We start from the raw sequence: 18,720 nt of genomic DNA, 5'->3' as shown, positions 1-18,720 counted from the left end.
CCGCCGGATGCGCGATTGCTGAAGCGGATGCCGCCCTCTGCAATCACGCGTCCCAAGCCCCCGATCACGGTTACTTGTCCATCTGCAGCACAGCGAGGAAGGCTTCCTGCGGGATCTCCACACGACCCACCTGCTTCATGCGCTTCTTGCCTTCTTTCTGCTTCTCCAACAGCTTCTTCTTACGCGAAACGTCGCCACCATAGCACTTGGCCAAAACGTTCTTGCGCATGGCCTTGACCGTGGTCCGGGCGATGATCTGCGCGCCCACCGCGGCCTGGATGGCCACGTCGAACATCTGCCGGGGAATCAGGTCCTTCATCTTTTCGCAGAGCTCGCGGCCGCGACGATCAGCATGGCTGCGGTGCACGATCAAGGACAGGGCATCGACCTTGTCGCCATTGATCAGCACGTCCAGACGCGCGAACGGGCCGGCCTCGAAACGCACGAAGTGGTATTCCAGCGAGGCGTAGCCACGGCTGACCGACTTGAGCTTGTCGAAGAAGTCCAACACCACTTCGGCCATCGGCAGCTCATAGCTGATCTGCACCTGGCTGCCCATGTAGTTGATGCCGATCTGGCTGCCACGCTTTTCTTCGCACAGCTTGATGATGCTGCCGATGTATTCCTCGGGGGTGAGGATGTTGGCGCGGATGATCGGCTCGCGGATTTCGGCCACGGCATTGCCCCCCGGCAACTTGGCCGGGTTGTCCATCATCAGGATGCTGCCGTCGGTCTTGAGCACCTCGTAGATCACCGTCGGCGCGGTGCTGATCAGGTCGAGGTTGTATTCGCGCTCCAGGCGCTCCTGCACGATTTCCATGTGCAGCATGCCGAGGAAGCCGCAGCGGAAGCCGAAGCCCATCGCCTCGGAGCTTTCCGGCTCGAAGCGCAGCGCGGCGTCGTTCAGGCGCAGCTTGTCGAGGGCTTCGCGCAGGTCCGGGTAGTCCTCGGCGTCGACCGGGAACAGGCCGGCGAACACGCGCGGCTGCATTTCCTGGAAACCGGGCAGCGGCTCGGCGGCCGGGTCGGCCAGCAGGGTCAGGGTGTCGCCGACCGGCGCACCGTGCACGTCCTTGATGCTGGCATTGATCCAGCCCACTTCACCGGCACGCAGCGCAGGCATTTCCTTGCGCTTGGGGGTGAACACGCCGACCTTGTCGACCAGATGCCAACGGCCGGTGGACATGACCTGGATCTTGTCGCCGGGCTTGATCTGGCCCTGCATCACGCGCACCAGCGAGACCACGCCCAGGTAGTTGTCGAACCAGGAGTCGATGATCAGCGCCTGCAGCTTGTCGCTGCCACGGTCAACCGGCGGCGGAATGCGGTGCACGATGGCTTCCAGCACCTCTTCCATGTTCAGCCCGGTCTTGGCGCTGACCGCGACTGCGTCGGAGGCATCGATACCGATCACCGCCTCGATCTCGGCCTTGGCACGGTCGATATCGGCGGTGGGCAGGTCGATCTTGTTCAGCACCGGCACCACTTCCAGGCCCTGTTCGATGGCCGTGTAGCAGTTGGCAACCGACTGCGCCTCCACACCCTGCGCCGCATCGACCACCAGCAGCGCGCCTTCGCAGGCGGCCAGCGAACGGCTGACTTCATAGGAGAAGTCGACGTGGCCGGGGGTATCGATGAAGTTCAGGAAGTAGGTCTGGCCGTTGCGGGCCGTATACGGCACCGACACCGACTGCGACTTGATGGTGATGCCACGTTCGCGTTCGATCGGGTTGTTGTCCAGGACCTGCGCTTCCATTTCGCGCGCGGTCAAGCCGCCACACAACTGGATGATGCGGTCGGCCAAGGTGGACTTGCCGTGGTCAACGTGGGCAATGATGGAAAAGTTGCGGATCATCCGCATTGAATCATGTGACATAGGTGGCGGCGGCGGCGCTGCGTCGTCAGGATAACGGGGCATTATCGCATGCCGGAGCCGGCCCCCGCACAGGGTTTGGCCGGCAGATGAACGAAAGGAGCCGCCCGAAGGCGGCTCCTGTAGGCACGACAAGGCCTGAGCGGCTTATTCGCCGGCCCGGATCGGGACAAAGGCACTGTTGGCGCCGGCGCGGATCAGCAGCATGACCACGTCACCCTTCTTGTAACCGGCCAGCTCCCGGTTCAGCGCGGCGACACTGCCTACCGGGGTACGCCCGACCTGCAGCACCACCATCCCCGGAGCCAGACGTGCCTCGCGGCCGGCCTGGCTGTTCACACCGGTGATGCGTACACCTTCACCGGCATCCAGACCCAGCTGGCGACGCTCGGCGGCGGTCAGGTCGGCCACTTCCAGCCCCAGCAAGGCATTGGCGCCCACCTGCGGCTTGCCCTCATCGGCACCGGCGGCGGTGTTACCCGGCCGCGCAGCATCTTCAGCCAGCTCGCTCAGGGTCACGGTGACCTCACGCGGCTTGCCTTCACGCATGATCCCCATCCGCACCTTGCTGCCGGGCGCCATCGCGCCAATCATCGGCGGCAGCTCGCTGGCATCGTTGATCTGGGTGCCATTGACCATACGAATCACGTCACCTACCTCGATCCCTGCCTTGGCGGCCGCGCTGTCCGCCACCATCTCGTTGACCAGCGCGCCACGGCTATCCGGCAGCTTGAGTCCCTCGGCGGCATCGCTGGTCAGCGGACCGACCAACACACCCAACTGGCCACGGCTGACCTTGCCGGTCTTCTTGATCTGCTCAACCGCATTCATCGCCAGATCAATCGGGATCGCGAAGCTGATGCCCATGTAACCGCCGGACGCGGAGAAGATCTGCGAGTTGATGCCGACCACCTCACCGCGCGTATTCAGCAAAGGACCGCCGGAGTTGCCCTGGTTGATCGCCACGTCGGTCTGGATGAACGGCACATAGCGCTGATCGTTGCCACCGGTATTGCGGCCCAGCGCACTGACGATGCCGGCGGTGACCGAGTGGTCCAGGCCAAACGGGGAGCCGATCGCCACCACCCACTGGCCGGGCTTGAGCGTATTGGAGTCACCTACGCGCACGGTCGGCAGGTTGCGGCCTTCGACCTTCAGCAAGGCCACGTCGTACTGGGCGTCGCTGCCGACCACCTTGGCGGTGAACTCGCGGCGGTCGCTCAGGGTGATCTTGACCGACTCGGCGCCATCGATGACGTGGTGGTTGGTCAGCACATAGCCGTCATTGGAAATGATGAAGCCCGAGCCCATGCTGCGGCCACGCGGGCCGCTATCCGGCCCCTGCTGGCCCGGCCCCGGCATCTGGAAGTCCGGCCCGAAGAAACGGCGGAAGAACTCCGGCATCTGCTCCATGTCCGGGCCTTGCTGGGCAGTGCGCGGATTGCGGCGGGCGCCAATCACGGTATCCACCTTGACCACGCCCGGACCGACCTGATCGACCAGCTGGGTGAAGTCAGGCAGGCCCTGCACCAGCTGCGGTGCGGGCGCGGCGCGGGTAGCGGCCACCTGTTCGGTCGGCGCATTCGGCGCCGGGCTCTGCGCGCAGGCCACCAACGGCAGGGTCATCGCCAACAGGCCAAACACCTTGTTTTGGATAAGTGGGGTCATCAGCTCGAGCCTCCAATTCAGTCAAAGCGGGAAAGAACAGCCAAGCCCGGTACGCCCAACCACAGCGCACAAACCTGGAATCCGGGGAAAACCGGTCGCCCAGAGGTGGACGACCGGCAAGCACTACTTACTGACGCGGCAACAGCCTGCGCGACTCGCCATCGTCGGCGCTTTGTGCCGGCATGCGCGGTTCAAACGGGTAGAACGTCGCCCCACGCTGCTCCTGTGCCGGGAAACTTGCGTTAAGCGCCCCCTGCGACAGCGTCGGCGCAACCGACGAGCGCGGCCAGGGCCGGGCATGCAGCACGCCGTTGCCGGTGGCGAACGGGTCCTGACGCAAGGCCGGCGTTGCCGGCAGCACCGGTGCGGCGGCAATCGCCCGCTGCGGCTCGGCCATGCGCGCAGTGCCGGCGCGTGCCGCCTGCTGGGTGCGGGTGGCGCTGCCACGGCGGGCCGTGGCGTCCTGACGACGACTCACCGCTGCGGCAACCGCAGGCGCGGCCGCAACCAGGCCAGCGACATTGCCCGCATCCGCCGAAGTCGGCGCAGAGGGCTGCACAGGCGCGGGAGCGACTTCGGCAGTAGTGGCAATCACCGGAGTAGGTGCATTGGTCTCGGGCAACTGCTCACGGGCCATGAACAAGGCCACCGCCGCTACCGACGCCGCCAACGCGGCACCGCCGCCCCAACGACGCCAACCACTGCGGGACTTGCCCGGCGCAGCGGGTGCGACAATCACCGGCCCGTTCTGCTGGGCATCGGCGTCCATCGCCTGGCGCACGCGCGCACTGAAATCCAGCGGGGCCGGTGCGCAGGCTTGGCCGCGCATCACATCGCCCAGCACCTGCCAGCGCTCCTGGCAGGCGGAAAGCTCGCTGTCGTGTTCCAGCCGGCGCAGCATGAAGCGCGCCTCATCGGCCGCCAGCTCGCCATCCACCAGCGCCGACAGCTGCTGGCGGTAATGCAATTCGAATTTGTCCGGCGCAGCTGCGGCCGGGTTACGGTCTTGCGTGCTCATACGCGACTCCGTTCACGGGTAGCGCTGGGGGTATCCAGCAAGGGACGCAGCTGTGCATCGATTGCCTCACGGGCACGGAAGATCCGCGACCGCACCGTTCCGATAGGGCATCCCATTTTCTGCGCGATATCCTCGTAACTCATGCCTTCCACCTCTCGCAACGTAATGGCCGAGCGCAGCTCTTCGGGCAACGCGTCGACCGCCTTCATCACGGTCTGTTCCAGTTCCTGGCGCATCAACTCACGCTCGGGCGTGTCGTTGTCACGCAGCCGGACCCCGCTGTCGAACTGCTCGGCGTCACCGATCTCGATGTCGTCGGTGGGCGGGCGCCGGTTGTGTGCTGCCAGGTAGTTTTTTGCGGTATTCACTGCGATCCGATGCAACCAGGTATAGAACTGGGCGTCGCCACGGAAATTCCCGATCGCGCGGTAAGCGCGGACGAAAGTGTCCTGGGCCACGTCCTGACATTCACTCCAGTCGGCGATGTAGCGCCCGATCAACGCGATGATCCGATGCTGGTACTTGCGTACCAGGACATCGAACGCCGCGCTTTCGCCGCGCTGCACACGCCGGACCAGTTCCAGGTCCAGCTCCTGCGGTGTTTCAACCTCGGCCATAACGGGCCGCACTCCTGTCAGCCCAACCGACGTCGGGCAATAAGACCGCTGTTCGCGGCAAAAGTTCAGCACCCTGTCGCAGCGGTACCGCACCAGCTTTTAACTCCCGTTCGGTTAGCCTCGCGGGGCGCTGACCAGATAAGCCCAACACACTTCCTGACATTGGGATTTGACGGCGGGGAAACAACCTCTGGATCATAGCGGTCTTCTCCATACACAACCGGATGGAACGTCCCATGCTTTCAGGCTTCGACGGGCTCCGCTTCAATCATTGGCACACCGAACTGCGCGAAGACGGCGTGGCTGTGCTCAGCCTCGACCGCAAAGACAGCCCGGTCAATGCCATGTCGCAGGACGTGCTGCTGGAACTGGGCGACATCATCGAGCGCCTGGCCATCGACCCGCCCAAGGGCGTGGTGGTGCGTTCGACCAAGGCGGCCGGCTTCATCGCCGGCGCCGATCTGAAGGAATTCCAGGAATTCGACCGCCGCGGCACCGTCAACGACGCCATCCGCCGCGGCCAGACCGTTTACCAGAAGCTGGCCGAGCTGCCCTGCCCGACCGTGGCCGCGATCCACGGCCACTGCCTGGGTGGCGGCACCGAGCTGGCCCTGGCCTGCCGCTACCGCGTGGCTTCCAACGACCAATCCACCCGCATCGGCCTGCCGGAAACCCAATTGGGCATCTTCCCGGGCTGGGGCGGCAGCTCGCGCCTGCCGCAGCTGGTGGGCGCGCCGGCGGCAATGGACATGATGCTGACCGGCCGTACCCTGTCGGCATCGGCCGCGCGCGCCATCGGCCTGGTCGACAAGGTAGCTGCCCCGGCGGTACTGCTGGATGCAGCCGTGGCCCTGGTACAGACGGGGGTGACCCGCCCGTTCAAGCAGCGCGCCACCGCCTGGGCCACCAACACCTTCCTTGCCCGCAAGATCCTGGCCCCGCAGATGGCCAAACAGGTCGCGCGCAAGGCCAAGAAGGACCAGTACCCGGCGCCTTACGCGCTGATCAGCACCTGGGAGCGCACCGGCGGCAGCCCGATCCAGAAGCGTCTGGACGCCGAGCGCCGCGCCGTGGTCAAGCTGGCCAGCAGCCCGACCGCACGCAACCTGATCCGCATCTTCTTCCTGACCGAGCGGCTCAAGGGCCTGGGCGGCAAGGACTCGGGCATCAAGCATGTGCACGTGGTGGGTGCCGGTGTGATGGGCGGCGATATTGCTGCCTGGGCCGCCTACAAGGGCTTCAATGTGACCCTGCAGGACCGCGAGCAGCGCTTCATCGACCCGGCCATGGCCCGCGCGCAAGCCTTGTTCGACAAGAAGGTCCGTGACGAGAGCAAGCGCCCGGAAGTGGCCGCACGCCTGAAGGCCGACCTGGCCGGCGACGGCGTGGCCCAGGCTGATCTGGTGATCGAAGCCATCATCGAGAACCCGGAAGCCAAGCGCGAGTTGTACCAGACGCTGGAGCCGAAGATGAAGGCCGACGCGCTGCTCACCACCAATACCTCGTCGATCCCGCTGGTCGAGCTGCGTGACCACATCCAGCGCCCGGCGCAGTTTGCCGGCCTGCACTACTTCAACCCGGTGGCACAGATGCCGTTGGTGGAAATCATCCACCACGACGGCATGTCGCCGGAGACGGAGAAGCGCCTGGCGGCATTCTGCAAGGCACTGGGCAAGTTCCCGGTGCCGGTCGCCGGCACCCCGGGCTTCCTGGTCAACCGCGTGCTGTTCCCGTACATGCTGGAAGCCGCAACCGCCTACGCCGAGGGCATCCCCGGCCCGGTGATCGACAAGGCTGCGGTCAAATTCGGCATGCCGATGGGCCCGATCGAGCTGCTGGATACGGTGGGCCTGGACGTGGCCGCTGGCGTCGGCAAGGAGCTGGCGCCATTCCTGGGCCTGCAGATCCCGGCCGCATTGGCGACAGTGGAGCCGAACAAGCGCGGCAAGAAGGACGGCCAGGGCATCTACAAGTGGGAGAACGGCCGCGCGGTGAAGCCTGAAGTGGCCAAAGACTATCAGGCGCCGTCGGATCTGGAAGACCGCCTGATTCTGCCCCTGCTCAACGAAGCGGTAGCCTGCTTGCACGACGGCGTGGTGGCCGATGCCGACCTGCTCGATGCCGGCGTGATCTTCGGCACCGGCTTTGCCCCGTTCCGCGGCGGCCCGATCCAGCATATCCGTGCGACTGGCGTGGATGTACTGGTCGAGAAGCTGAAGACCTTGCAGGCCCGGCACGGTGATCGTTTCGCACCGCGGCCGGGCTGGGACATGCCGGAGCTGCGTGAGCCGGTTGTTTGATTTTTAGTGGCTGATTGAATGAAAAACGGAGCCGAAAGGCTCCGTTTTTCGTTCCACCTGTAGTGCCGAGCCATGCTCGGCAAGGGGTCTTGCCGGCAATTCATCAGCGGTGTTTGTAGGAGCGGCGTAAGCCGCGAAGCCAAAGATCAATCAGATTGCAGTTGTTCCGGTAATTCCAGCAATGCCAGCTTCGCGGCTTACGCCGCTCCCACAATGCCAAAGCGCCACCGGTAAAGCCCCTGCCGAACATGGCTCGGCACTACCTTTAGCGGTGCACATGCCCATGATGACCTTGATCATCCGGCCCGTGCGCATGACCTTCGTGATCATGATCAGCACCGCCCGCCTTCTTGTCAGCACAATCGTCGCCACAGTGATCAGCTTCCACCTGCACCGTCACGTGGTCGATATCAAACCGCTCATGCAGCAGATCGGCCAACTGCCGACGCAGTACGTCCGGCGCCTGTCCATCTTCCATCACCACGTGCACGGTCAAGGCCGGCGTGCTCGATGCCAGCGCCCATACATGCAGATCATGGATACCGGCCACGCCAGCATGACCGCGCAGCGCCTGCTCGATATCGGCCAACACCACGCCCTTGGGCACGCCTTCCAGTAATACGTTGATCGCATCGCGCAGCAGCACCCAGGTGCGCGGCAGCACCCACAAACCAATCAGTACCGCCAGAATCGGATCAACCAAGGTCCAGCCGGTGAAGTGGATGATCAGACCGCCGATGATCACCGCCACCGAGCCAAGCATGTCACTCCACACTTCCAGGTAGGCGCCCTTGACGTTCAGGCTCTCGCCACTGCCCGCACTGAGCAGACGCATCGCGATCAGATTCACCACCAGGCCGAACGCGGCAACCCACATCATCCCGGTCGAGGCAATCGCCTGCGGCTGCTGGAAGCGTTGCGCGGCCTCAAACAAGATATAGATGCCAACGCCGAACAACAGCAGGCCGTTCGCCACCGCACCCAGTGCTTCCAGGCGGGCGTAACCATAAGTGCGCCTGGCATCGGGCGGGCGCCGGCTCAGGCGCACGGCGGTCAGCGCGATCATCAGCCCGAGCGCATCGGTGGCCATATGCGCGGCATCGGACAGCAGCGCCAGGCTGTTGGTCCAGAACGCGCCGATGACTTCGACCACCAGGTAAGCGGTGGTCAGTCCCAGCGCCCACCACAATGGTTTTTCGTGGCGGATCTCGCTGGGCAGATGATTGTGGTCGTGACTCATGGCTGGCTCCTTATGGCGGGGCCAGCTTAGTCAGCCTGTTGTGGCGGAGACTATTACATCGCCGCCACCGATTCAGCGATCAGCGCGGACCCAGTACGGTCTGCATGTCATCACCCTGCGGCATGCCCGAACGCATCTGCACCGTGCCGTCCGCGTCCTTGAACAGAATGCCCGGCGTGCCCTGGAAGCCGAGATCAAGCATCAACGCTTCATTGGCACGCAGCTTGGCCTGTACCGCAGCCGGCACCGTCGCCAGCGGCTTGATGCCGCCCTTGTCGAAATCACGCTCGTTCTGCACCAGCGCCTGCTCCGGCGAGGCTGCACCGAGAATCGCCGCAGCCTTGTTGGCGCTGTCCTCGCGGATCACGCCGACCAGGATCTGCCGGATCTGCACCTTGCCCGCTGCCACCCACGGCTGCGCCGCCTGCCAGAAATGATTGCAGTACGGGCAGTTCGGATCGGAGAAGGAATAAATGATGCGCGGCGCATCCGCCTTGCCATCGCGGACCCAGTGGCTGGCTTCCACCTTGGCCCAGGCCTGCTGGCCCATCGGCCCGGACACCAGCTCCTTGAGCTTGGCTGCGCTGACATCTTCGCCCTTGGCGTTGACCAGGGTGCCCACCACCGCGTACTGGCCATCCTTGGATACGTACACGCCCAGCGGGCGTTGGCCGGCGACACCGGCGTAGCCGGTCAGGCCAACCGGCGTTTCGAACGTGCCCATGAACTCCACTCCCTGCGAACGCAGGGTCTTCACCACGGCCGGTTCATCGGCCGCGGCCGGCTTGGTGGCAGGCGCAGCCGGAGCCGGAGCACTGGCGGTCTGTGCGCAGGCCAGCGGCGACAGCGCCATGGCGGACAACAACAGCAACATGGAACGGGAACGCATCATCGTGTGTCTCTTTCAGTAAAGGAGTTATTGCATCTCGCGCAGACGCGCTTCCAAGGTGGCGCGCGACAACTCGCCCATATGCACATTGCGCAGCCGCCCATCGGCAGCAAAGAACAGCGTTGTCGGCAATGCGCGGGCGCCGGTCTGCTGCATCACCCGCGAGTCGGCATCCAGCAGCACATTGCTCAACTGCATTTTTTCAGCGCGCAGATAGTCGGCAACTTCGTCGCGGGTTTCGCCCTGGTTGGCGAATACGAACTGCACATGCGGGTGCGCCAGCTGCGCCTGTTCCAGCACCGGCATCTCGCGCCGACACGGCCCACACCAGGTCGCCCAAAGATTGATCACGGTGGGCTTGCCAGCGAAGGCGGCCAGCGGCGCCGGCTTGCCCTGCATATCAACCAGCACTGCATCGGGCAACGGAATCGAAGACCGCTGCAACGCGAACAGCGCCATCCCGCCGATCAGCCAGAACGCCGCGCCAGCGGCGAGTCCCAGCAACACTGGCTTGCGCAGAAGGCGTTGGCGCGTTTTCCACAACGCATAAGCGGCGGCGACCAGCAGACCGGCCCAGATCGAATAACCGCCATCGCCCAGGCGAATGATGGACAGCGGCTGCGTCAGGTAGTCACTGGCATGCATAGCCACATGGGCCAGGCGTGCACCCAGCAAACCCAGTAGAAACGCATCCAACACCACCGCGCCGGCACGGCTGCGCATTCCATCGGCAGCCGGTGCCAACGCACGCGCGAAGAACCAACCAATCGCCAGCGCCAACAATGCAACCAACGCCATCAACGGAAACGGACCGGCGCTGATCATTCAGCCAATCCGATGCCGCCAAGCACAACCCAACTTGAACAAACAGTGAATTCAACCATCAACACAAAGTCCTCAAAAAACTGCTGTTGTTGCCGATAATGACCGGCTGCCTCTTGGCACTTTACCGGTCGTACGCATGAATATCGCCCCCTCGCCCCATCCCTCTTCCGACACCGACAGCAGCGCGCTGGCCGACGCCTGGAAACTCAGCCTCGAGGCTGCCGGCCCCGCCGCAGGCAACGTGCTGGCCGATCTGGCCGAGGGCCATGCCGCCGAACTCGCCGCACATTTTTACAAGGTCATGATGAATGACGCGCGTGCCTCACGCTCGATGTCACATGATCAGGTGCGGGTGCGCCTGCAACCGGCGATGCAGCGCTGGGTACGTGATCTTCTGCGGGCCAGCACCGCCGACGTCGAACAGTTGATCGCCCACCAGCGTGTCATCGGCGATGTGCACGCACGCGTGGGCATACCGGTGGACTTGGTCACCCGCGGCACCCGCGTGCTGAAACAACGCCTGTTCCAGTTGATCGGCGAACAGGCCGGGCATGGCGAAACCGCACACGCGGCCATCGCCAGCCTTACCGCTTCGTTCGATATCGCGCTGGAGGGTATGACACTTGCCTATTCCAATGCACGGGAACGTTCATCACGCACCGATGCGGCGTACCGCCTGTTCTCGCTGGTGCAGAACGTCAGCACCGAGCGCGAACGCCAGCGCGCCTTGCTGCTGGACTGGGAAAACACCTTGCTTTACGCACTTGCGGCGCAGGGCGACATGGGCGGTTTCCAGACCCTCGCGCGCTCGGAGTTCGGCCTGTGGTTCAACCACAAGGGTATTCCGAGTTTTGGCGAGAGCTCGGAAACCCGCCAGATCAGCGCCCTGATCAGCGAGGTTGACCAGTTGCTGCAGCACACCCTGCAGCAGGACGGCGACCCCGCCGTGCGCAGTGCGCAGCTGCAGGAGGTACGCACCAAGGTCAGCCAGGCGCGCAGCCTGCTGGGCATGTTGTTCGAACGCATCGGCGAACTGGATGCCGGCTGCGACGCCTTGACCAATCTGCTAAATCGGCGCTTCCTGCCCACTGTGCTGCGCCGTGAGATAGAACTGGCGGAAAAGTCATCCGACGGCTTTGCCGTGCTGTTGCTGGACCTGGACCATTTCAAGGCAATCAACGACACCCATGGCCACGAAGCCGGCGACCGCGCCCTGCAGCATGTGGCCGGCATCCTCAGCCAGTTCACCCGGGGCAGCGATTACGTGTTCCGCTATGGCGGCGAAGAGTTTGTGGTGGTGCTGGTCGCCGTCGACGAACGGCAGGCCCTGGTGATCGCCGATGGCCTGTGCCGGCGCATGGCCGATACCCCCGTCACCCTGGCCGATGGCCAGCTGCTGGAGATCAGTGCCAGCATCGGCGTGGCCCTGTATGACGGTCACCCCGACTACGAGAGAGTAATGGCACGCGCCGATGCCGCCATGTACCAGGCCAAGAAGCAGGGACGCAACCGGGTGGTACTGGGCAATGACGCCCTGCCGGTTGCACCGGGACGCAGCGGGCTGCGCCGCGATTGAGCGCGCGCAACCAACCGATAGCACATGCCGTGCGGGCAGCAACGGCCTAGGCTGGGCACGGGTGCATCAGGTCACCCGACTCCGGAATCCGTCATGCCCGCAACCCGCGCCCTGCTCATCGCGCTGCTGTGCAGTGCCCTGCCCCTGTGGCAGGCCAACGCCCGCGAAGTGCCTGAACCGGCCGACCACGTACCGGCCGATGGCCCTTACCTATTCCGCGACGGCAAACGGCTGCAGGCGCAGTGGATCTGTGACGACCAGGTCATCACCCGCCAAGTCAAACGGAAGCGCGACATCGCCCGCGGCGTGATGCCCGAATGCGGCTACCCGCATCCATTGCACATCGCCCCACTTGCCGATCCCGCCGTAGCCATATTGCCGGCGGTGCCGCGCATCGTCGCCGTCTCCGACATCCACGGCCAGTACGGTCTGCTGCGGCAACTGCTGCGCGCCAACGGCGTCATCGACCCGAACGACAACTGGGCGCTGGGACAGGACACGCTGGTGATCGCCGGCGATGTATTCGACCGCGGCCCGCAGGTCACCGAAGCATTCTGGCTGCTGTACAGCCTGCAGCAGCAGGCCGCGCAGGCTGGTGGCGCAGTGCACTTCGTGCTCGGCAACCACGAGACCATGGTGCTGTACGACGACCTGCGCTACGTCAATCCCAAGTACCTGCGCAGCGCGCAGCTGCTGGGCCGCAGCTACCCGCAGTTGTATGGAGCCGATACGGTGATCGGCCAATGGCTGCGGACCCGGCCGGTATTGCTGCGCATCGGCGATACCTTGTTCCTGCATGGCGGCATTTCGCCCGAGGCCTTGCCGCTGGCTCTGGATCAAACCACAACCAACGCGGCCTACCAGGCATCGCTGGGCCGGCCCAAGGCCGAGGTCAAAGCCGATCCAATCACCGCACCGCTATACGACGGCAAGACCAGCCCGATCTGGTACCGCGGCTATTTCGACGGGCGCCTGGACACGGCCGGCGTACAGGGCGTGCTCGACCAGCTCGGGCTCAAGCGCATCGTCGTCGGCCACACGTCCATGCCGCATGTCAGCAGCTTCCATGGCGATCGCATCATCGCCATCGACAGCAGCATCAAGGATGGTCAGAACGGCGAACTGTTGTTCATCGAGAACGGCAAGCTCAGCCGCGGCTTGCTGGATGGCAGCCGCGTGCCATTGGCGACCGGTCAGATGGAAAGCGAGGACTGAAGAACACGTCGCAAAAAGCTCTCAGAAATTGACTCTTTATGACGTCAGGTTTCATCTGACATTCACATAGCAATAACCTCATCTCGACCATGGTAAATGAGCAGGCTCGGCGCAGATTCGAGGGAGGCGGTCGGCGCGCGGGTAGCGGTTGAACTGGTGATCCCGTGGCAGGAATCCGTTCCGGCCGCCAATGGTGTTTCTCCCCCCGGAACACGCGATGAAACCACTGACGCTGGCCACATTGCTGCCATTTGCACTGCTGCCCGCCACGGCAGGCGCGCAGGACTCCGTTGCCGCCCTGCGCGCAGAAATCGCCCAGGCCCAGCAACACCTGCAGTCGCTCAACGCTCGGCTTGATGCACTGGAACAAGGGCAGCCCAGTCCTTCGGCGAAACCTCCGCCATCGCCGACCTCGGCATCGCAGCTCACAACCGCGCCGCCCAACCCCGAGACTCCGCGCAACAGCCAGTCATCGATTGCGCAGACCATCATTCCCGCCCGCGATTCGGTTGCCGATCCGTCTACCGGCGCCTCGCGCCCGGACAACGCCCCCTCGCCCAACGACCCGGAACTGAAAGGCTTCATCGCCATTCCTGGCACCCAGACCCTGATCCGGCTCGGTGGCTACGCCAAGCTCGACGCCATCGCCGATAGCCGCGCCGCCGGCGACACCGAGCAGTTCATTCCCTCGTCGATGCCGGTGGATGGCCCGCACCGCGATGTCTCGCATTTCGGCATGCATGCCAAGCAGACCCGTTTCAGCTTCGAAGCGCGTCGGCCAACCACGCATGGGAACCTGCGCTTCTACCTGGAGAACGACTTCTTCGGCAGCAGCGACAGCTATGAGTTCCGCCTGCGCCATGCCTACGGGCAGCTGGGCAACACCTATGCCGGCTACGGCTATTCCACCTTCATGGATGCCGACTCGCTGCCGGATACCCTGGACTTTGCCGGGCCCGGTGCGGCCGGCTACCTGCTGGTTGCCGGCATCCACCACAGCTTCGCGCTGGGCAAGGGCAATACCTTGACCGTGGCCGCCGAAGATCCGGATTCACAGCTGGCCAACATCGGCCAGAACGACAGCAGTGTGGAGCACCTTCCCGATGTCAGCCTGATCGCGCGCATGGAGCGCGATTGGGGCCATCTGCAACTGGGCGCGGTGCTGCGCAGCCTGCGCTATGACGGCGACGGCCGCAGCGACCGCACGTTTGGCGGCGGCCTGCAGTTGAGCGGCTCCTATGCCGTGGCCGAGCGCGACCTGTTGCTGTTCGGGCTGGTCGGCGGCAAGGGCATCAGCCGCTATACCGCCGACCTCACCGGATCCAACCTGGATGCCGCCATCGATGGCGACGGCCGGCTCAAGGCGCTGCCGCTGCGCGGCGGCTTCTTCGGCTACACCCATTACTGGTCGGAGCTGTGGCGGTCCAACCTCATCTACGGGCAACTGCAGATCGACAGCGCCGACGCGCTGGCCAGCGATGCGTTCCGCCGCAGCCGCTATGCCGCACTGAACCTGCTCTGGAGCCCGGCACCGTCGTGGACCATGGGCATGGAGCTGCTGTACGGCCAGCAACAACTGCAGGACCGCCGTGATGCGGACACGCTGCGCCTGCAGGGCAGCCTTCAATACAACTTCATCAAGTAACAGGCAGCCGATGCCTGCACGCACCACGTGCAGCTCGCCACCCAACGATTCACGCAATGTCCTTCCCATCGAATGAACCGGCTTAGCCGGTGAAAGGAGATAGTCATGGCAGGTCAGAAGAAAATCGGGGTCGTTGGCGCGACCTTCCTGGTGGCAGGCAACATGATGGGCTCAGGCGTGTTCCTGCTGCCATCGAGCCTGGCCAAAATCGGCACCGCCTCGATCTGGGGTTGGCTGGTAACCACGGCCGGTGCGTTGCTGCTGGCCTTCGTATTCGCAAAGCTCGGCAAGCTGGCGCCCAAAGCCGGTGGCCCCTACGCCTATGCACGTGACTGGTTCGGCCCGTACATGGGCTTCCAGACCAATACCATCTACTGGTTCGCCAACTGGATCGGCAATGTCGCCATCCCGATCGCAGCCGTCGGTTACTTCAGCTACTTCTTTCCCATTCTTTCCGAACCATTGCCCCGCTGCATCGCGGTACTGCTGCTGGTATGGGCATTGAGCTTTGCCAACGTGATCGGCCCGTCCTTCGTCAGCCGCGTGCAGACGGTGACCACAAGCTTCGCGCTGGTGCCGATCCTGGGCATTGCCATCTTCGGCTGGTTCTACTTCGACCCCACCATCTTCAAGGGCGCCTACAACGTTTCCGGCCAATCCAATTTCGGTGCGGTCTCCAGCGCGGCAGCGCTGACCCTGTGGGCCTTCATTGGCGTGGAATCGGCGTCGGTTACCGCCGGCGTGGTGGAAAACCCGGAAAAGAACGTGGCCCGCGCAACCCTGGCCGGGGTATTCCTGGCGGCAATTGCCTATATCGCCAGCTCGTCGGTGATCATGGGCATGGTACCCAACGCCGACCTGCAGGTATCGGATGCGCCGTTCGCGTTGGCCGCGGCAAGCGCGGTGGGTGGCTGGGGCGGCGCGTTGGTGAGCCTGTGCGCCTTCGTCGGTGCCGCCGGTTCATTGGGCGGCTGGATCCTGTTGACCGCGCAGAGTGCCAAGGCGGCCTCGGATGATGGTCTGTTCCCCAGCGTTTTCAGCAAGATCAACAAGGACGAGGTGCCCGTCAGGGGCGTGCTGATCGTCGCCGTGCTGATGACGCTGGCGGTGCTGATCACCTCCACCTCGGAAACCGCCTCAGCGCAGTTCGACGTGATCACTTCGGCGGCGGTGGTGCTGACCCTGCTGCCCTATATCTACTCCTGCGTGGCCTGCTACTTCGTGGTCGAGCGCTCGCATACGCTGGCCCACACCGGCGCGTTCTGGCTGTTGACCAGCATCACCGTCGTCTACTGCCTGTGGGCCATCTATGGTTCGTCCGGCAGCATCGTGCAGTACGCCTTCCTGTTCGTACTGTTCATCACCGTGTTCTATCCGTTCTTCAGCGATGAGCGCCGCAAGCAGCGCCTGGCCAAATTCACTCCGACCGGCACTGCACGTGCCACCTCGAACTGATCCCCCGCTCGGTAGATAGGAACAACGCCATGTATTTCAAATCACTGGACTACCCGATCATCATCATCGATGCCGACTACGAGTCGCCGCGCATCAACGGCATCCTGATCCGCGCCCTGGCCGATGAGCTGCGCAGGAACGACCAGCGCGTGCTCTCCGGCCTGAACCTGGACGATGCCCGCGCCGGCGCACGCACCTATGTGGCCGCCTCGGCGGTACTGATCTCCATCGACGGTACCGAGGACGACGACGATCAGTTCCAACGCCTGCTGGCATTCCTGCGTGAGCAAAGCCAACGTCGCGCCGACCTGCCGGTGTTCCTGTATGGCGAACGCCGCACCATCGAGAAAATACCGAGCAAGCTGCTCAAGTTCGTGCACGGCTACATCTTCCTGTTCGAGGACACCAAGAGCTTCATCGCCCGCCAGGTGATGCGCGCGGCCGAGTCGTACATGGGCAAGCTGCTGCCACCGTTCTTCAAGGCCCTGGTGCACCATTCTGCGGAGTCCAACTATTCGTGGCATACGCCAGGCCATGCAGGCGGCGTCGCCTTCACCAAGTCACCGGTGGGGCGTGCGCTGCATCAGTTCTATGGTGAAAACACCCTGCGCAGCGATCTGTCGATCTCGGTGCCGGAGCTGGGTTCGCTGCTCGACCATACCGGCCCGATCCGTGAGGCCGAAACCGAGGCCGCACGCAACTTTGGTGCGGACCATACCTTCTTCGTCACCAATGGCACCTCCACCGCCAACAAGATCGTCTGGCATGGCACGGTCGGACGCGGCGACATCGTGTTCGTGGACCGCAACTGCCACAAGTCGCTGCTGCACGCGCTGATCATGACCGGTGGCATCCCGGTCTATTTCACTCCCAGCCGCAACGCGCACGGCATCATCGGCCCGATCAGTCTGGATCAGTTCTCCGCAGAAGCACTGCAGAAGATGATCCAGGCCAATCCCTTGGCCAGCAAGGCGGCCAAGCCCGGCGTCAAGCCGCGCATCGCGGTGGTCACCAACTCCACCTATGACGGGCTTTGCTACAACGCCGAGAAGATCGCCGACAACCTCGGCACAGCGGTGGACTTCCTGCACTTCGACGAAGCCTGGTACGCCTATGCCGCGTTCCATCCTTTCTACGAGAACCACTACGGCATGGCCAAGGGCAAGCCGCGCGAGCAGGACGCGATCATCTTCACCACCCATTCCACGCACAAATTGCTGGCTGCGTTCTCGCAGGCATCGATGATCCATGTGCGCAATGCCGCCACGCGCGAACTGGATGCCGAGCGTTTCAACGAATCGTTCATGATGCACACTTCCACCAGCCCGCATTACGGCATCATCGCCGCCTGCGATGTCGCCTCGAAAATGATGGAGGGTGAGGCCGGCAAATCGCTGGTGCAAGAAATGCACGATGAAGCCGTCACCTTCCGCCGGGCGATGCTGCATGTCGGCGAAGACCTGGGCCGTGATGACTGGTGGTTCAAGGTCTGGCAACCCGATGGCGTGGAGCGCAACCTGGCCAAGGGCGACAGCTCCAAGCCGATGGTCACCTCGCGCCCGGACTGGTACCTGCGCCCGGCTGCGCACTGGCACGGTTTCGACAACCTGGCCGATGACTATGTGCTGATCGATCCGGTCAAGGTGACGTTGCTGACGCCAGGGCTGGCGATGGACGGAGAGATGGGCAAGTTGGGCATCCCGGCGGCGGTGCTGAGCAAGTTCCTGTGGTCACGCGGCATCACCGTGGAGAAGACCAATCTGTATTCGGTGCTGTTCCTGTTCTCGATGGGCATCACCAAGGGTAAATGGAGCACGCTGGTCACCGAGTTGCTGGCGTTCAAGGACCTGTACGACGCCAACGCACCACTGAGCCAGTCGCTGCCCAGCCTGCTCGAAGGCGGTGCGACGGCCTACGCTGGCTGGGGGCTGCGCGATCTGTGTACGGCCCTGCATGACTTCAACCGCGAATTCCGCGTGGCCGAGGTGATGCGCGAGATGTATGTGGAGCTGCCGGAACCGGTGATCACCCCGGCCGAAGCCTACAACCACCTGGTGCGCGGCGAGATTGAACGGGTGGACATCGACCAGCTCAGCGGCCGCGTCGCTGGCACCATGCTGGTGCCCTACCCGCCAGGCATCCCGACCATCATGCCCGGTGAACGTTTTGGCGCCAGCGACGAGCCCATCATCCAGTCACTGCGCATCGCCCGCGAGCAGAACGCGCGCTTCCCGGGGTTCGAATCGGATGTGCATGGTTTGATCATCGACACCAGCGGCGAGAAGCCGAGTTATCGGGTAGAGGTTTTGAAGATTTGACCGCAAGGAAAAAGCGGAACCCAGGCTGTTTCTTCTCCCGCTTGCGGGAGAAGGTGGCCCGCAGGGATGGATGAGGGGAGC

The 18,720-nt window shown here is 64.0% G+C and carries 13 protein-coding genes; 6 read left to right on the top strand and 7 right to left on the bottom strand.

Annotation, left to right across the window (positions count from 1 at the left end; all coding sequences use genetic code 11):
• Positions 1–70 precede the first annotated feature (70 nt).
• The 4 genes from lepA to rpoE form a co-directional block, all read right to left on the bottom strand.
• Positions 71–1,861: a translation elongation factor 4 gene (gene lepA, locus ACVOKO_RS08555; protein WP_346498566.1), complete on the bottom strand. Its 1,791-nt coding sequence runs from the start codon at positions 1,859–1,861 to the stop codon at positions 71–73.
• A gap of 159 nt (positions 1,862–2,020) precedes the next feature.
• Positions 2,021–3,541 carry a DegQ family serine endoprotease gene (locus ACVOKO_RS08550; protein ID WP_346498509.1) on the bottom strand — a complete coding sequence of 507 codons (1,521 nt, stop codon included), beginning with the start codon at positions 3,539–3,541 and terminating at the stop codon, positions 2,021–2,023.
• Between the two features lie 127 nt (positions 3,542–3,668).
• Positions 3,669–4,559 carry a sigma-E factor negative regulatory protein gene (locus ACVOKO_RS08545; protein ID WP_346498508.1) on the bottom strand — a complete coding sequence of 297 codons (891 nt, stop codon included), beginning with the start codon at positions 4,557–4,559 and terminating at the stop codon, positions 3,669–3,671.
• Positions 4,556–5,176, bottom strand: a complete 621-nt coding sequence (rpoE, locus tag ACVOKO_RS08540) for an RNA polymerase sigma factor RpoE (protein WP_062168440.1) — start codon at positions 5,174–5,176, stop codon at positions 4,556–4,558. The genes ACVOKO_RS08545 and rpoE overlap by 4 nt, the downstream gene beginning before the upstream one ends.
• Positions 5,177–5,412: 236 nt before the next feature.
• Here rpoE and ACVOKO_RS08535 point away from each other — a divergent pair, with 236 nt between their 5' ends.
• Entirely contained in the window at positions 5,413–7,476 is a 2,064-nt protein-coding gene (locus ACVOKO_RS08535; protein WP_346498507.1) for a 3-hydroxyacyl-CoA dehydrogenase NAD-binding domain-containing protein, read from the top strand.
• Positions 7,477–7,741: 265 nt separating this feature from the next.
• Here ACVOKO_RS08535 and ACVOKO_RS08530 read toward each other — a convergent pair whose 3' ends face one another.
• The 3 genes from ACVOKO_RS08530 to ACVOKO_RS08520 all read right to left on the bottom strand — a co-directional run bounded on the left by ACVOKO_RS08530 (position 7,742) and on the right by ACVOKO_RS08520 (position 10,430).
• Positions 7,742–8,716 carry a cation diffusion facilitator family transporter gene (locus tag ACVOKO_RS08530; RefSeq protein WP_346498506.1) on the bottom strand — a complete coding sequence of 325 codons (975 nt, stop codon included), beginning with the start codon at positions 8,714–8,716 and terminating at the stop codon, positions 7,742–7,744.
• A 79-nt stretch (positions 8,717–8,795) separates the two neighbouring features.
• Entirely contained in the window at positions 8,796–9,608 is an 813-nt protein-coding gene (gene dsbG / locus ACVOKO_RS08525; RefSeq protein ID WP_346498505.1) for a thiol:disulfide interchange protein DsbG, read from the bottom strand.
• Between the two features lie 24 nt (positions 9,609–9,632).
• Entirely contained in the window at positions 9,633–10,430 is a 798-nt protein-coding gene (locus ACVOKO_RS08520; RefSeq protein ID WP_346498504.1) for a prolipoprotein diacylglyceryl transferase family protein, read from the bottom strand.
• Between the two features lie 136 nt (positions 10,431–10,566).
• Here ACVOKO_RS08520 and ACVOKO_RS08515 point away from each other — a divergent pair, with 136 nt between their 5' ends.
• The 5 genes from ACVOKO_RS08515 (at position 10,567) to ACVOKO_RS08495 (ending at position 18,639) form a co-directional block, all read left to right on the top strand.
• Positions 10,567–12,006 carry a GGDEF domain-containing protein gene (locus ACVOKO_RS08515; RefSeq protein ID WP_346498503.1) on the top strand — a complete coding sequence of 480 codons (1,440 nt, stop codon included), beginning with the start codon at positions 10,567–10,569 and terminating at the stop codon, positions 12,004–12,006.
• Between the two features lie 93 nt (positions 12,007–12,099).
• Positions 12,100–13,221, top strand: a complete 1,122-nt coding sequence (locus ACVOKO_RS08510) for a metallophosphoesterase (RefSeq protein ID WP_346498502.1) — start codon at positions 12,100–12,102, stop codon at positions 13,219–13,221.
• A gap of 217 nt (positions 13,222–13,438) precedes the next feature.
• Complete coding sequence (locus tag ACVOKO_RS08505) at positions 13,439–14,866, top strand: DcaP family trimeric outer membrane transporter (RefSeq protein WP_346498501.1); 1,428 nt, start codon at positions 13,439–13,441, stop codon at positions 14,864–14,866.
• 105 nt (positions 14,867–14,971) lie between these two features.
• Entirely contained in the window at positions 14,972–16,321 is a 1,350-nt protein-coding gene (gene adiC, locus ACVOKO_RS08500) for an arginine/agmatine antiporter (protein ID WP_346498500.1), read from the top strand.
• Positions 16,322–16,350: 29 nt separating this feature from the next.
• Positions 16,351–18,639, top strand: coding sequence for an Orn/Lys/Arg family decarboxylase (locus ACVOKO_RS08495; RefSeq protein ID WP_346498499.1), 2,289 nt, complete (start codon positions 16,351–16,353; stop codon positions 18,637–18,639).
• Positions 18,640–18,720: the final 81 nt, after the last annotated feature.

The organism is Stenotrophomonas sp. STEN240 (genome assembly GCF_056756175.1).
Note: the sequence above shows the minus strand (reverse complement) of the source record. Positions and strands in the feature narration are given on the sequence as shown.

Coding starts and splice junctions, on each gene's coding strand:
- ACVOKO_RS08550 (WP_346498509.1), bottom strand. CDS start 3,541: ATGACCCCACTTATCCAAAACAAGGTGTTTGGCCTGTTGGCGATGACC.
- ACVOKO_RS08535 (WP_346498507.1), top strand. CDS start 5,413: ATGCTTTCAGGCTTCGACGGGCTCCGCTTCAATCATTGGCACACCGAA.
- ACVOKO_RS08510 (WP_346498502.1), top strand. CDS start 12,100: ATGCCCGCAACCCGCGCCCTGCTCATCGCGCTGCTGTGCAGTGCCCTG.
- ACVOKO_RS08520 (WP_346498504.1), bottom strand. CDS start 10,430: ATGATCAGCGCCGGTCCGTTTCCGTTGATGGCGTTGGTTGCATTGTTG.
- ACVOKO_RS08530 (WP_346498506.1), bottom strand. CDS start 8,716: ATGAGTCACGACCACAATCATCTGCCCAGCGAGATCCGCCACGAAAAA.
- dsbG (WP_346498505.1), bottom strand. CDS start 9,608: ATGATGCGTTCCCGTTCCATGTTGCTGTTGTTGTCCGCCATGGCGCTG.
- ACVOKO_RS08505 (WP_346498501.1), top strand. CDS start 13,439: ATGAAACCACTGACGCTGGCCACATTGCTGCCATTTGCACTGCTGCCC.
- adiC (WP_346498500.1), top strand. CDS start 14,972: ATGGCAGGTCAGAAGAAAATCGGGGTCGTTGGCGCGACCTTCCTGGTG.
- ACVOKO_RS08495 (WP_346498499.1), top strand. CDS start 16,351: ATGTATTTCAAATCACTGGACTACCCGATCATCATCATCGATGCCGAC.
- ACVOKO_RS08545 (WP_346498508.1), bottom strand. CDS start 4,559: ATGAGCACGCAAGACCGTAACCCGGCCGCAGCTGCGCCGGACAAATTC.
- lepA (WP_346498566.1), bottom strand. CDS start 1,861: ATGCGGATGATCCGCAACTTTTCCATCATTGCCCACGTTGACCACGGC.
- ACVOKO_RS08515 (WP_346498503.1), top strand. CDS start 10,567: ATGAATATCGCCCCCTCGCCCCATCCCTCTTCCGACACCGACAGCAGC.
- rpoE (WP_062168440.1), bottom strand. CDS start 5,176: ATGGCCGAGGTTGAAACACCGCAGGAGCTGGACCTGGAACTGGTCCGG.